This is a genomic window from Oharaeibacter diazotrophicus, assembly GCF_004362745.1.
GTDB lineage: Bacteria > Pseudomonadota > Alphaproteobacteria > Rhizobiales > Pleomorphomonadaceae > Oharaeibacter > Oharaeibacter diazotrophicus.
In genome coordinates this window covers 275,927-288,516 of the sequence record NZ_SNXY01000009.1, presented here as the reverse complement: position 1 = coordinate 288,516, position 12,590 = coordinate 275,927, and the positions used below count along the sequence as shown (strand labels likewise).

General features: G+C 71.6%; 12 protein-coding genes and 2 tRNA genes. 6 read left to right on the top strand and 8 right to left on the bottom strand.

Features of this window, described 5'->3' with window-relative positions; genetic code table 11:
* Window positions 1-8 precede the first annotated feature (8 nt).
* Both EDD54_RS16340 and EDD54_RS16335 read right to left on the bottom strand, forming a co-directional pair.
* Window positions 9-665 (bottom strand): RES family NAD+ phosphorylase, encoded by a 657-nt coding sequence (locus tag EDD54_RS16340; protein WP_126538178.1) that lies wholly within the window; start codon window positions 663-665, stop codon window positions 9-11.
* The gene (locus EDD54_RS16335) at window positions 658-1,332 is read right to left on the bottom strand and encodes a hypothetical protein (protein ID WP_126538176.1); all 675 of its coding nucleotides are present in this window, start codon (window positions 1,330-1,332) and stop codon (window positions 658-660) included. Before EDD54_RS16335 ends, EDD54_RS16340 begins: the two co-directional genes overlap by 8 nt.
* Window positions 1,333-1,532: 200 nt before the next feature.
* Between EDD54_RS16335 and EDD54_RS16330 the strand changes: the two genes are divergently transcribed.
* Window positions 1,533-3,326: a cation:proton antiporter domain-containing protein gene (locus EDD54_RS16330; RefSeq protein WP_126538174.1), complete on the top strand. Its 1,794-nt coding sequence runs from the start codon at window positions 1,533-1,535 to the stop codon at window positions 3,324-3,326.
* A gap of 78 nt (window positions 3,327-3,404) precedes the next feature.
* On the top strand, window positions 3,405-4,082 hold the full coding sequence (locus EDD54_RS16325; RefSeq protein WP_126538172.1) for a dihydrofolate reductase family protein: 678 nt from the start codon (window positions 3,405-3,407) through the stop codon (window positions 4,080-4,082).
* Here EDD54_RS16325 and EDD54_RS16320 read toward each other — a convergent pair.
* Entirely contained in the window at window positions 4,061-5,680 is a 1,620-nt protein-coding gene (locus EDD54_RS16320; RefSeq protein WP_126538170.1) for a long-chain-fatty-acid--CoA ligase, read from the bottom strand. The two genes, EDD54_RS16325 and EDD54_RS16320, sit on opposite strands and share 22 nt — an antisense overlap.
* A 221-nt stretch (window positions 5,681-5,901) precedes the next feature.
* On the opposite strand from EDD54_RS16320, the gene EDD54_RS16315 reads away from it, so the two are divergent.
* From EDD54_RS16315 to EDD54_RS16300, 4 genes are all read left to right on the top strand, one after another.
* On the top strand, window positions 5,902-6,246 hold the full coding sequence (locus EDD54_RS16315; protein ID WP_126538168.1) for a PLP-dependent aminotransferase family protein: 345 nt from the start codon (window positions 5,902-5,904) through the stop codon (window positions 6,244-6,246).
* Window positions 6,247-6,606: 360 nt separating this feature from the next.
* On the top strand, window positions 6,607-6,792 hold the full coding sequence (locus EDD54_RS16310; RefSeq protein WP_126538166.1) for a hypothetical protein: 186 nt from the start codon (window positions 6,607-6,609) through the stop codon (window positions 6,790-6,792).
* A gap of 638 nt (window positions 6,793-7,430) precedes the next feature.
* Window positions 7,431-7,507 (top strand) — tRNA-Pro (locus EDD54_RS16305).
* Between the two features lie 368 nt (window positions 7,508-7,875).
* A tRNA-Gln gene (locus tag EDD54_RS16300) sits at window positions 7,876-7,950 on the top strand.
* 61 nt (window positions 7,951-8,011) lie between these two features.
* Here EDD54_RS16300 and EDD54_RS16295 read toward each other — a convergent pair.
* The 5 genes from EDD54_RS16295 to rfbC all read right to left on the bottom strand — a co-directional run bounded on the left by EDD54_RS16295 (window position 8,012) and on the right by rfbC (window position 12,588).
* Window positions 8,012-8,971: a UDP-glucuronic acid decarboxylase family protein gene (locus EDD54_RS16295; protein ID WP_126538164.1), complete on the bottom strand. Its 960-nt coding sequence runs from the start codon at window positions 8,969-8,971 to the stop codon at window positions 8,012-8,014.
* A 127-nt stretch (window positions 8,972-9,098) separates the two neighbouring features.
* Window positions 9,099-9,974 carry a glucose-1-phosphate thymidylyltransferase RfbA gene (gene rfbA, locus EDD54_RS16290; protein WP_126538162.1) on the bottom strand — a complete coding sequence of 292 codons (876 nt, stop codon included), beginning with the start codon at window positions 9,972-9,974 and terminating at the stop codon, window positions 9,099-9,101.
* Between the two features lie 52 nt (window positions 9,975-10,026).
* Window positions 10,027-10,908 (bottom strand): dTDP-4-dehydrorhamnose reductase, encoded by an 882-nt coding sequence (gene rfbD / locus EDD54_RS16285; RefSeq protein ID WP_126541784.1) that lies wholly within the window; start codon window positions 10,906-10,908, stop codon window positions 10,027-10,029.
* Between the two features lie 5 nt (window positions 10,909-10,913).
* Window positions 10,914-11,969 carry a dTDP-glucose 4,6-dehydratase gene (rfbB, locus tag EDD54_RS16280; RefSeq protein WP_126538160.1) on the bottom strand — a complete coding sequence of 352 codons (1,056 nt, stop codon included), beginning with the start codon at window positions 11,967-11,969 and terminating at the stop codon, window positions 10,914-10,916.
* Window positions 11,970-12,024: 55 nt separating this feature from the next.
* The gene (gene rfbC, locus EDD54_RS16275) at window positions 12,025-12,588 is read right to left on the bottom strand and encodes a dTDP-4-dehydrorhamnose 3,5-epimerase (RefSeq protein WP_126538158.1); all 564 of its coding nucleotides are present in this window, start codon (window positions 12,586-12,588) and stop codon (window positions 12,025-12,027) included.
* Window positions 12,589-12,590: the final 2 nt, after the last annotated feature.

The following is a 12,590-nucleotide window of genomic DNA, read 5'->3' as shown; positions in this document are numbered from 1 at the left end:
GGCGCAGCTCAAACCACGAGGACGCCGATGCGCTCGGCGAGCGCCAGCAGTTCGCCGTAGGCCGCGACGTCGGCGAGGAGCGGACGGGAGGGGCCGGCGGCGGCAAGGTCCGTCGACGCGATCCGGTCGCCGAACAGCACGACCGCCATGGCGCGGTCGTCCTGCCTGGACACCCACGCGAGCCCCTCGAGCGCCGGACAGGCGGCGTGGATCGCCTCGGCCCAGAGCCGCGTGCCTGGATAGCGGTCCTTCTCGGTGTCGATCAGGTCGCCGCGCCGGACGCCGAGCCGGCGGAGCGCGGTGGCCGTCAGGTCGGCGAGCGCGAGGTCGCGCGTCGGGGCGATCACGGCGTGGACCTTGTCGGCGATCCTGTGCCGGCCAACCGTCTTCAGGCCGGGCGCGTGCGGCACGTCGTGGAACACCGTCTCCATGGCGGCGCAGTCGAAGCTGGTGCCGCCGTAGAGCGTCGGGATCGGCGCACCGCTCCCGTCGCGGATCGGACTGAAGCGCGCGTTGCCGTTGACGCCCGGGTTGAACACGGTGGCGCCGTAGGCGTCGGGATGGACGCGATGGAGCACCCTTCCGGCCGGCCAGACCAGGGGCGTGATCGCCACAGCGAGGTCGACCGGCGCCGGGGGCGGCGGCACCGCGGCGGCGTCAGCCATGCGCGACGCCGGCCGCCTCGTCCTCGGCGGCGGCGATCACCCGCTCGGGCGCGTCGATCAAGAGGTCCTGCGGCCGCCGGCCGCCGAGGAAGCCGTTGACCGAGGCGAACCAGTAGGCGAGGCCCCAGTCGTCGCGGACGGCGCGCAGGATCTCGATCACCCGGGCGAGCGCGGGGACCGGCCGATGGCCGGTGGCGGGATCGAGGCCGTAGGCCGGGAAATAGTCGACGCCGTTGTGGCGGAGCGCAAAGATCCGTCCGTCGCGCTTCCACCGGTTCGGCTGGGCGCTCGGGTTGCCGGGGCTGAAGCCGGCGACCGCGGCGATCTCGGCGGCGGTCATCCAGTCGCCGCTCGCGAGCACCGCCCGGCGCGCCTCCGCGGTCATCCGCGCCTCGATCAGCCGGTGCGGCGGCGGCGGCACGTTGGGCACCAGACCCTCGACGATCGCGCGCAGCGCCTCGTCCTGGCGCAGCGCGACGACGGTGCCGACGATCGGCGCCAGCCGGCTCACGGTTTCGGCGAGCGCCTCCGCCTCGGCCGCACTGCCGTGCCCGAGCGTCAACGCGACCACCCGCGTCGCCGAGATGCCGTCGAGATCCTCGCGCACCTCGTCGGGCGTGCCGGCGAAGGCCGCGATCTCGGCGAAGGGAAGGGGCAGGGAGGACATGGTCGTCACCGGCGGAGAGTGATCACGGTTATCCATATAGCATGATCACCGCCATATTCCAACCTCGCCTCGGGCGAGCGCCCGCGGGATGTCGGACGGCACCCGTCCGACCTTGATCGGGCGATCGCCCTCCGGGCATGGCGGAGCGCGCGCGTGCGTGATCCAATGCCGCCGTCCCTGCCGTCGAACCGAAGCCGCCCGTGACCGATTCCATCGACATCACCGCCTACAGCGACGCCCTCGTCGTGCTCGGGACCGCCGGCGTGGTGGTGCCGGTGATGCGCCGGCTCGGCCTGCATCCGATCCTCGGCTACCTCGCAGCCGGCGCGGCGCTCGGGCCGCTCGGTCTCGGCACCCTCAAGGACAGCGTGCCGCTGCTATGGTGGTTAACGGTGGTCGAGCCGAAGGGCGTCGCCGCCATCGCCGACCTCGGCGTCGTCTTCCTGCTGTTCCTGATCGGCCTCGAGCTCTCCTTCGCCCGCCTCGCCACCATGCGCAAGCTGGTGTTCGGCCTCGGCATGGCGCAGGTGGTGGCGAGCGCCGCCGCGATCGGCGCCGTCGTCGCCGTCCTCGGCGTCGACGCCAAGGCCACGGCGGTGATCGGCGCCTGCCTCGCCCTGTCGTCGACCGCCATGGTGGTCGAAACGCTGTCCGGCGAGAAGCGCATCGCGACCGCGGGTGGCCGCACCGCCTTCGCCGTGCTGCTCGCCCAGGACCTCTCGGTGGTGCCGATCTTCCTCCTGATCTCGGCGCTCGCGGGCGAGGGCGGTTCGGTGCTCGGCGGCCTCGCCGCCGCGCTCGGGCAGGCGGCGGTCGCCCTCGCGGTGATCGCCGTCGCCGGCCGGCTGCTGCTCAGGCCGCTGTTCCGCCTCGTCGCCACGCTGCGTTCGCCGGAATTGTTCATGGCGGCGATCCTGTTCGTGATCGTCGGCACCGGCGTCGTCGCCGCCCGCGCCGGCGTCTCGATGGGGCTCGGCGCCTTCGTCGCCGGCGTGCTGCTCGCCGAGACCGAGTACCGCAAGGCGATCCAGTCGATCATCGAGCCGTTCAAGGGCCTTCTCCTCGGCGTGTTCTTCTTCTCCGTCGGCATGGGGGTCGACCCCGGCGAGATCCTGCGCGAACCGCTCCAACTGGCCGCCACCGTCGCCGCGCTCGTCGTCGGCAAGGGCCTCGTCGCCGCCGCGCTGGCGCGGCTGTTCGGCGTCGGCACGGCGACCGCGGCCGAGGCCGGCATGATGCTCGGGCCCGCCGGCGAGTTCGCCTTCGTCGGCATCGGCGTCGCGGTGACCGCCGGCGTGGTCGGCGCCGGCACCGCCGCCTTCGTGCTCACCGCCGCGGCGCTGTCGATGGCGCTGGTGCCGCCGCTGGTCGCCGCCTCGACCCGCGCCGAGCGCTGGTTCGCCCCCGTGGAGCCGCCGGATGCGCCGCCCTCGCCGCCGCAGCCGGCCGGCGGCCACACGCTGGTGGTCGGCCACGGCCGCGTCGGCAGGGTGGTGTGTTCGCTGCTCGCCGCCCACGGCCGGCCGCATCTCGTCGTCGACAGCGACGCGCTCGCCGTCGCCCGCGACCGCCTCGCCGGCCACGACGTCCACTACGGCGACGCCGCGACGCCGGCCTTCCTCATCTCCTGCGGCATCGCCGACGCCGCCGCCGTGGTCGTCACCGTCCACGAGCCCGCGGTGATCGACGCCGTGGTCGGCTGGGTGCGCGTACTCGCGCCCGAGGTGCCGGTGTTCGCCCGCGCCCGTGACGGCGCGCACGCCCGCCACCTCTACGGCGTCGGCGTCACCGATGCCGTGCCGGAGACCGTCGAGGCCAGCCTGCAGCTCTCCGAGACCGTGCTGGTCGGCCTCGGCGTGCCGATGGGCCCGGTGATCGCGTCGATCCACGACAAGCGCGACGAGTTCCGCCGCGACCTCCGCGAAGCCGCCCGCCGCCGCACCGATCCACCGCCTCCGCCACCCGCCGCGGGCGGGCGCGACGCCGCCGCCTGACCGCCGAACGGTCTTGCCGGCGCGCCGGGCGGACGTCATCCTCCCAGGAGGGGGGGGGCCGCCAGGGAGGGACCTGCCATGTCCGCCGTTCGCGTCGCCGCCTTCTCCGTTTCGCTCGACGGCTTCGCCGCCGGACCCGACCAGGACCTGGACCACCCGCTCGGCGTCGGCGGCGAGCGCCTGTTCGCCTGGGCCTTCGCCACCCGCACCTTCAAGACGATGTTCGGCGAGGACGGCGGCGACGCCGACGGCGCCGACGAGGCCTTCGCCGCCGAGAGCTTCGACAACGTCGGCGCCTGGATCCTCGGCCGCAACATGTTCGGCCCGGTCCGCGGGCCCTGGCCGGACGAGACCTGGACCGGTTGGTGGGGCGACGAGCCGCCCTACCACGTGCCGGTCTTCGTCCTGACGCACCATCCGCGGCCGGACCTGCCGATGAAGGGCGGCACCACCTTCCATTTCGTCACCGACGGCATCGAGGCCGCGCTGGAACGGGCCCGCGCCGCCGCCGGCGACCGCGACGTCCGCATCGGCGGCGGCGGCGCGACGATCCGGCGATACCTCGCCGCCGGCCTGATCGACCGGCTCCATCTCGCGCTCTCGCCCGTGCTGCTCGGGCGCGGCGAGGCGCTGTTCGCCGGCCTCGACCTGCCGGCGCTCGGCTATTCCGTCACCGAGGTGGTGCCCGGCGCCCGGGCGACCCATGTCCGGATCGCCCGCTCCGACGCCGCGGCTCAGGTCCCCGGCAGGCGGTAGTCGCGGAAGAGGTCGCGCAGCGCGGTCTTCTTGATCTTGCCGGTGGCGGTGTGCGGGATCTCCGCGATCGTCACCACGTCGTCGGGCAGCCACCAGCGCGCCACCTTGCCCTCCAGGAAGGCGATCAGGCTCTCCTTCGTCGGCGTCCGGCCCTCGCGCGGCACCACCACCAGCAGCGGCCTCTCGTCCCACTTCGGATGGGCGACGCCGATCACCGCGGCCTCGGCGACGTCGGGGTGGCCGACCGCGAGATTCTCCAGTTCGATCGAGGAGATCCACTCGCCGCCGGACTTGATGACGTCCTTCGAACGGTCGGTGATCTGCATGTAGCCCTCGGGATCGATGGTCGCGACGTCGCCGGTGTCGAACCAGCCGTCGGAGTCGACCACGTCGCCGACCTTGAAGTAGCCGCGCGCGATCGCCGGCCCGCGCACCTTGAGCCGGCCGAAGGCCTCGCCGTCGTGCGGACGCGGCATGCCGTCGTCGTCGGTGATCTCGAGTTCGACGCCGAAGGGCGGTATGCCCTGCTTCTGCTTGACGTCGAGCCAAGCCTCGCCCTCGAGACCCGCGAGTTCCGGCTTGAACGAGCAGATGGTGCCGAGCGGGCTGGTCTCGGTCATGCCCCAGGCGTGCATCACCTCGACACCGAAGCGGTCGCGGAAGGCCTGGATCATCGCCCGCGGCGCCGCGGCACCGCCGATCACCACGCGCTTCAGGTGCGAGAGCGTGCCGCCCGTCCGGTCGAGATGCTGCAGCAGCATCAGCCACACGGTCGGGACAGCGGCGGTGCAGGTGACGCGCTCGCCCTCGAGCAGTTCGTGGATCGACGCCCCGTCCATCCGTGCCCCGGGCAGCACCACGGCGGAGCCGCACATCGGCGCCAGGAACGGGATGATCCAGCCGTTGGCGTGGAACATCGGCACCACCGCGAGCAGGCGGTCGCGCGAAGACAGGCCGAACATGTCCGGCTGCGCCGCCGTCATCGCGTGCAGCACGTTGGAGCGGTGCGAATAGACGACGCCCTTGGGGTCGCCGGTGGTGCCGGAGGTGTAGCAGAGCCCGGCGGCGTCGTTCTCGTCGACCGCCACCCAGGCGAAGTCGCCGTCGACCTCGGCGAGCCAGTCCTCGTAGGCGACGGCGTCGCAGCCGTTCGCCGGCAGGTGCGCCGCATCGGTCAGCACGATCACTCGCTCGACCGTCGGCAGATGCGGCTTCAGCTTCTCCACGAGCGGCAGGAAGGTGAGGTCGGTGAAGAGCAGCCGCGACTCCGCGTGGTTCAGGATCCACGCGATCTGCTCGGGGAAGAGGCGCGGGTTGACCGTGTGGTAGATCGCGCCGGCACCCGTGATGCCGTACCAAAGTTCCATGTGCCGCCAGGTGTTCCAGGCGAGCGTCGCCACCCGGTCGCCCGGCGCGATGCCGTGGCGGACGAGGCGTTGCGCCGCCTGCAGCGCGCGCGCCCGGATCGCGCCGTAGGTGGTGCGGTGGATCGGCCCCTCGACCGAGCGGCTCACCACCTCCCGGTTCGGATGGATCCGGGCCGCGTGATCGATCACCCTGCCGATGGTGAGCGGCCAGTCCTGCATCAGTCCGCGCATGCTGGTGTCTCCTCCCGCCGACGCGCTTGCCGCGCTGTTCCGGCCGGTCCAGTGTCGCGGAGGAAGCGATGGTTGCAACCGAAATCGGCCGCGTGCCGGCACCGGCGCGCGGCCGCTGCGTCACCTGCCGGCGCGGGGCGCGCTTGCCGCAACGGCAGGCAAGGCCGACGACCGTCCGATTCGACCACGGCGCCACCGCCCGACCGCCACGAGGATCCCCGATGCCGAACGACCCCGCCGCGCTCCGCGCCGCCTTCGACGCCCGCCTCGCCCGGCTCGCCGACCACCCCCTCGTCGGCGCCGTCGCGGCGGACGCCGGCGGCGGCACGGTCTCGCTAGTCGCCGACCGTGCCGACGGCCGCCGCTTCGATCCGGCCCACGCCGCCGGCGCCCGCCTCGTCCGCTTCGCCGCCGCCAACGGCGCGACCCTCTCCGCCGACGGCGACGACGTCGCGATCCCCTTCCGCGCCGACGAGGACGCCGACGCCCTCGACGACCGATTCGACCGGATCGAGCGTTCGCTCGACGACACCGAGGCGTGGTCCTGGTTCGAGAACCGGCGCTGACTCCGGCCTCGGTCTGCGCGTCGCGGCGTCGCGAGCCGTCGAGGGACCGGCCGAAGGGCCGCCGAGGCGACGTCGCAGTGCATTCAGCGATGCAATACGTGCAGGACTCCGAGCTTCTGATCTCTTGAAATCGCAGGGATCCGTTCACCTCCGATTAACTTTCGATATCCTTGCGTTGTGCGGTGCAATACGATCCGCTTTCGAGGGTATCGCGTAAAAAGTCTCGGCTTTCTGCCCTTGTTCCGCCCCGTTTCATCGCTTATTTCTTAAAGGCGAGCGTTTCGCCGGCGAAGCGAAACGCGTCGATTATGTGTGAATGGTTCATATCGGGCGCTGTCCGCGCCCGGCACGGGGGATGAAATGCAGAGCGAGTTCGGTGACCGCGGCGAGCGTCAGGAGCAGCAGCAGCAGGGTGTGCGTTCCGATCTCGAGCGGCAGTACCAGGCGATCGGCATCTCCGCCGTCAGCGCCGCCGCCTCGATGACCCGCGCGCCGAAGAAGGCGCCGCGGCCGGTCTCCACGGACATGCCGCAGTACGAGGACTGAGCCCGATTTCGCGACGGCCCGACCTCCGGTCGGGGCATCGCGGGGAGGGGGTACCCGTCCGGGTACCGGCCGGGCGTACGAGCCTTGTCCGAGCGCCGTGCGCGGGCGTCCCGATGTCATCGGACGACCGGCGTCCGCTTCGCCGGAACGCCGCTCGTTCGAGCGTGGCCTTTGGATACGTCCGGGCCCCCGGGGCACGACGTCGTGTGGTCGATCGCGCGGAGTAGCGCGGCCGCCGCCGCGGCCCGGCGAAATGTCGCATGCGGCCGAACCGCGAGCCCATCCTCGGCGGTGCGGCCGCCGAACCGCCGTCCTGCTTCGGCGCCGCAGCATCGAAAATAGCCGGCCGGCAGCGCGCGAACCCGGCTTCCTGTCCCGATCGCCGCAGTCGTCGCGCTGGCGTACCGCCCGGCCTCGCGGCCTCTTGGGCGCGTCGGACCGCCCACGGCCCCGACCGTGCACCGGGCGCGGCGCCCCGATCCGCCCGTGCCACGAGCCGGGACGGAAAACCACGGTTTTCCAGGGTTTTGCCGGCTTTGCCGACAGTGCGGAGCGACGCCGTCGGAGCGGCGGACGGAAAAAGCGAAGACGGGGCTTGCGGCTTCCGGAATCGGTCGCTATACACCCGGCCACGGCGACGGAGTGTAGCGCAGCCTGGTAGCGCACCTGCTTCGGGAGCAGGGGGTCGCAGGTTCGAATCCTGCCACTCCGACCAGCCGCCGTCCATACCGAAGATGCCTCCCGGGCATCTCGGCAAACGAAAAACCCCGGCCGCGCCGGGGTTTTTCGTTTTCAGCACCGGTCGCACCGGTGCGCCGGAGACGGCCTCGTTCCTCACCGCGAACGGCTCGACCGCGCCCGCGACGATCGCCGGCGAACGCGAGGCGCTTGCGCGCCCCGTCGGCTCGCCCGTGGGCCGGTGCCGGCGCCGAGCCCGTCCCGGCCCGCCGAGCACCCCGCCGTCCGGGCGCACAGGGGGACGATCCGGGGGAGCAACCGCCCGCGGGCGATGCGCCGTTGCCAGCCTCCGCGTGCGCGGCTATATCGTGCCGCGACGCCGGCCGGAGAGGCCGTGCGCCGTGTTGGGGCGTAGCCAAGTGGTAAGGCAGCGGATTTTGATTCCGCCATCCCCTGGTTCGAATCCAGGCGCCCCAGCCAATCTTCCCGCCCCAGCCAATCTTCCCGCCCCGGACCACCTTGCCGCGCGACCTCGCCCCCGTCAGAGGATCGACTTGAAATAGGCGATGGTGCGCTCGAGGCCGTCGCGCAGCGGCACCTTGGGCTCCCAGTCGAGGACCGCCTTGGCCTGCGAGATGTCGGGCTTGCGCTGGCGCGGATCGTCCTGGGGCAGCGGACGGTGCACCAGCTCGGAGCGCGAGCCGGTCAACTCCTTCACCAGCTCGGCGAGCTCGCGCATGGTGAACTCGCCGGGATTGCCGAGGTTGACCGGCCCCGTCACCGCGGCGCCGGTGTCCATCATCGCCAGCATGCCCTCGACGAGGTCGTCGACATAGCAGAAGGAGCGCGTCTGCGAACCGTCGCCGTAGAGCGTGATCGGCTCGCCGCGCAGCGCCTGGACGATGAAGTTGGAGACGACGCGGCCGTCGGCCGGGTGCATGCGCGGGCCGTAGGTGTTGAAGATCCGGACGACCTTGATCGACACCTTGTGCTGGCGCCAGTAGTCGAAGAACAGCGTCTCGGCGCAGCGCTTGCCCTCGTCGTAGCAGGAGCGCGGGCCGATCGGGTTGACGTTGCCCCAGTAGTCCTCGGTCTGCGGGTGGACCGTCGGGTCGCCGTAGACCTCCGAGGTCGAGGCCTGCAGCACCGGCACCTTCAGCCGCTTGGCGAGGCCGAGCATGTTGACCGCGCCGACCACGCTGGTCTTGGTCGTCTGCACCGGGTCGAACTGGTAGTGCACCGGCGAGGCCGGGCAGGCGAGGTTGAAGATGCGGTCGACCTCGACGAACAGCGGAAAGGTGACGTCGTGGCGCATCAGCTCGAAGCGGCGATCGTCGAGCAGGTGGGCGACGTTCTGGCGCCGGCCGGTGAAGAAGTTGTCGACGCAGAGCACCTCCTGCCCGCGCGCGATCAGACGGTCGCAGAGGTGGGAACCGATGAAGCCGCCGCCCCCGGTGACGAGGACCCGCTCTGGAAAGGCCTTGGCGCCGCGCTCCGTCATCGGTCGATCCCCCCGCGAGAATGGCGCGGCCGATTCGCGGGCCGCGCGGACATTTCCTGCGATGGTTAGCGGAACGCCGGGCGTCCCGCCACCAGGGGTCGGACCGTTCCGGCGACCGGACCGACCGTCAGCGCGGCCGGTTCAGCACGGTGTCGAGCAGGTAGCGGCCGTAGGTGCTCTTGCCGAGCGCCTTGGCCGCCGTCTCGAGCTCGGCGGCGTCGATGTAGCCGAGCACGTAGGCGACCTCCTCGGGGCAGGCGATCTTGAAGCCCTGACGCTTCTCGAGGGTGCGGACGAACTCGGCCGCCTCGATCAGGCTGTCCGGGGTGCCGGTGTCGAGCCAGGCGTAGCCGCGGCCCATGATTTCCACCGACAGCTTGCCGCGCTCGAGGTAGATGCGGTTGACGTCGGTGATCTCGAGTTCGCCGCGCGCCGACGGCTTCAGCGTGCGGGCGATCTCGACCACCTCGGCGTCGTAGAAATAGAGACCGGTCACCGCCCAGTTCGACTTCGGCTTGGCCGGCTTCTCCTCGATCGACACCGCGCGCCGCGCCGCGTCGAACTCGACCACGCCGTAACGCTCGGGATCGCTGACGTGGTAGGCGAACACGGTGGCGCCGTCGCCGCGGGCGCCGGCCGCCTGCAGCAGCTCGATCATGCCGTGCCCGTAGTAGATGTTGTCGCCGAGTATCAGCGCCGACGGCTGGTCGCCGACGAAGTCCGCGCCGATCTGGTAGGCCTGGGCGAGGCCGTCCGGCGAGGGCTGCTCGGCATATTCGAGCGTGATCCCCCAGCGCGAACCGTCGCCGAGCAGCGCCCGGAACGACGGCAGGTCGCGCGGTGTCGAGATCACCAGGATCTCCCGGATGCCCGCCATCATCAGCGTGGTCAGCGGGTAGTAGATCATCGGCTTGTCGTAGACAGGCATCAGCTGCTTCGACGTGACCAGCGTCATCGGGTGCAGCCGCGTGCCGCTGCCGCCGGCCAGGATGATGCCCTTCATCGAAATTCCTCCGTCGGGATAGAACGACGCCGGCCCCCGCCGGCCGAAAGCTTCAGGCGAGCAGGCGGTCCAGCACCGCGTCGAGCGAGACGCGCCAGTCCGGCAGCGTCACGCCGTGGGTGCGGGCGAGCTTGCCGCAGTCGAGCCGCGAGTTGGCCGGCCGCGGCGCCGGCCGCGGGAACTCGGCCGTGGTGATGCGCTCCACGCGCGGTGCCTTGCCGCCGCGCCGGGCGGCGCCCGCGAACACCGCCTCGGCGAAGTCGGCCCACGTCGCCTCGCCGGCGCCGGTCATGTGGAACACGCCGGCGAGCGCCGCGTCGTCCGCCCGGGCGACGAGGTTGCCGGCGACCGCGACCACCGCCGCGGCGATGTCGTGCGCCGACGTCGGCGTTCCCCGCTGGTCGGCGACGACGCGGACGACGTCCATGGTCTCGGACAGGCGCAGCATGGTGCGCACGAAATTGGCGCCGAACGGGGCGTAGACCCAGGCGGTGCGCAGCACAGCCGAGCGCGGCTGCGCCGCCAGCACCGCGCGCTCGCCCTCGAGCTTGGTCGAGCCGTAGACGCTCCGCGGGCCGACCGGATCGGTCTCGACGTAGGGCGTCGGCTTGGTGCCGTCGAAGACGTAGTCGGTGGACAGGTGGACGACCGGGATGCCGAGCCGCGCCGCCGCGGCGGCGAGCGCGCCCGGCCCGGTGGCGTTGACGGCGAGCGCGACGTCCGGCTCGGTCTCGGCCTTGTCGACCGCGGTGTAGGCGGCGGCGGAGATCACGGCGTCGGGTCGGACCCGCTCGACCGCGGCCGCGACCGAAGCGGCATCGGCGAGGTCGAGGTCGGGGCGGCCGAGCGCGACGATCTCGTGACCGGCCGCCGGGCCGATCTCCTTCAGCGCGGTGACGACCTGGCCCTCGCGGCCGGTGACGAGCAGACGCATGGCGCTCACCCCGCCTGATTCAGGACGCCGAGGCGCTCGCCGGCGTAGACCTTGTCGCGCAGCGGCCGCCACCACCACTCGTTGGCGAGGTACCAGCGCACGGTCTTGTCGATGCCGGTCTCGAAGGTCTCCTCGGCGCGCCAGCCGAGTTCGCTCTCGAGCTTGGTGGCGTCGATGGCGTAACGGTGGTCGTGGCCGGGACGGTCGGTGACGAAGCGGATCAGGCTCTCGTGCTTCTCGGCCTTCGGCGCGGCGTCGTCGAGGATGGCGCAGACCCGGCGCACGACGTCGATGTTCTTGCGCTCGTTGCGGCCGCCGACGTTGTACTTCTCGCCGAACCGGCCCTTGGAGCCGATCAGGTGGATCGCCTTGGCGTGGTCCTCGACGTAGAGCCAGTCGCGGATGTTCGAGCCGTCGCCATAGACCGGCAGCGGCTTGCCGTGCAGGGCGTTGAGGATGATCAGCGGGATCAGCTTCTCGGGGAAGTGGTAGGGCCCGTAGTTGTTCGAGCAGTTCGAGATCACCACCGGCAGGCCGTAGGTCCGGTGCCAGGCGACCGCGAGGTGGTCCGACGCCGCCTTCGACGCCGAATAGGGCGAGGAGGGGTCGTAGGGCGTCGTCTCGGTGAAGAGACCGTCGGGGCCGAGCGAGCCGTAGACCTCGTCGGTGGAGACGTGCAGGAAGCGGAAAGCCGCCTTCTCCTCGGCGGAGAGGCCCGCGTAGTGCGCGCGGGCGGCCTCCAGCATGGTGAAGGTGCCGAAGACGTTGGTGTTCACGAAGTCGGCGGCGCCGGTGATCGAACGGTCGACGTGGCTCTCGGCGGCGAGGTGGTAGACGCGCTCCGGCCGGAACGAGGCGAAGGCCTCGGCGATCGCGCCGCGGTCGCAGATGTCGGCCTTCAGGAAGCGGTGGTTCGGGGCGTTCTCGATCGTGCGCAGCGATTCGAGGTTGCCGGCGTAGGTCAGCTTGTCGACCGTCAGGACCTCGGCGCCGAGTCCGACCAGATGGCGGACCACGGCCGATCCGATGAAACCGGCGCCGCCGGTGACCAGAATGCGCATGTCTCGAAAACCCGTTGTGCTGACGCCGCCCGCGCGGGCGGCACCGTCGAATGGCTCAGGCGGAATGGGTGAAATAGGTCGGCAGGTCGGCGAGCCGCGGCTGGCGGCGGTCCTTGTCGGACAGTACGGCGGCGGCCGGCTCGACCGGCCAGGCGATGCCGATGTCCGGATCGTCGAAGGCGACGCCCTTGTCGGCGGCGGCCGAATAGTAGTCGGTCACCTTGTAGAGCACGACGGTGTCCGGCACGAGCGTGCAGAAGCCGTGGGCGAAGCCGACCGGGATCCACAGCCATTCGCCGTTCTCCGGCGTCAGCTCGACCGCGACGTGGCGGCCGAAGGTCGGCGAGCCCACGCGGATGTCGACGGCGACGTCGAGGATGGCGCCGGCGAGGCAGCGCACCAGCTTGCCCTGCGGCTTCGGCTCGCTCTGGAAGTGCAGCCCACGGATGGTGCCGACTTCGCGCGAGAGAGACATGTTGTCCTGGATGAACGCGAGGTCCGCGACGCCGGCGCGGAACAGGTCGTCACGGAAGACCTCGGAGAAATAGCCGCGCGGATCGGAATGCCTCTTCGGGACGACGCGGAGAATGCCGGGAATACTCGTCTCGATCGTCTGCATCT

Coding starts and splice junctions, on each gene's coding strand:
- EDD54_RS16325 (WP_126538172.1), top strand. CDS start 3,405: ATGTCCGCCGTTCGCGTCGCCGCCTTCTCCGTTTCGCTCGACGGCTTC.
- rfbA (WP_126538162.1), bottom strand. CDS start 9,974: ATGAAGGGCATCATCCTGGCCGGCGGCAGCGGCACGCGGCTGCACCCG.
- rfbB (WP_126538160.1), bottom strand. CDS start 11,969: ATGCGCATTCTGGTCACCGGCGGCGCCGGTTTCATCGGATCGGCCGTG.
- EDD54_RS16295 (WP_126538164.1), bottom strand. CDS start 8,971: ATGACGGAGCGCGGCGCCAAGGCCTTTCCAGAGCGGGTCCTCGTCACC.
- EDD54_RS16310 (WP_126538166.1), top strand. CDS start 6,607: ATGCAGAGCGAGTTCGGTGACCGCGGCGAGCGTCAGGAGCAGCAGCAG.
- EDD54_RS16320 (WP_126538170.1), bottom strand. CDS start 5,680: ATGCGCGGACTGATGCAGGACTGGCCGCTCACCATCGGCAGGGTGATC.
- rfbC (WP_126538158.1), bottom strand. CDS start 12,588: ATGCAGACGATCGAGACGAGTATTCCCGGCATTCTCCGCGTCGTCCCG.
- EDD54_RS16340 (WP_126538178.1), bottom strand. CDS start 665: ATGGCTGACGCCGCCGCGGTGCCGCCGCCCCCGGCGCCGGTCGACCTC.
- EDD54_RS16315 (WP_126538168.1), top strand. CDS start 5,902: ATGCCGAACGACCCCGCCGCGCTCCGCGCCGCCTTCGACGCCCGCCTC.
- EDD54_RS16335 (WP_126538176.1), bottom strand. CDS start 1,332: ATGTCCTCCCTGCCCCTTCCCTTCGCCGAGATCGCGGCCTTCGCCGGC.
- rfbD (WP_126541784.1), bottom strand. CDS start 10,908: ATGCGTCTGCTCGTCACCGGCCGCGAGGGCCAGGTCGTCACCGCGCTG.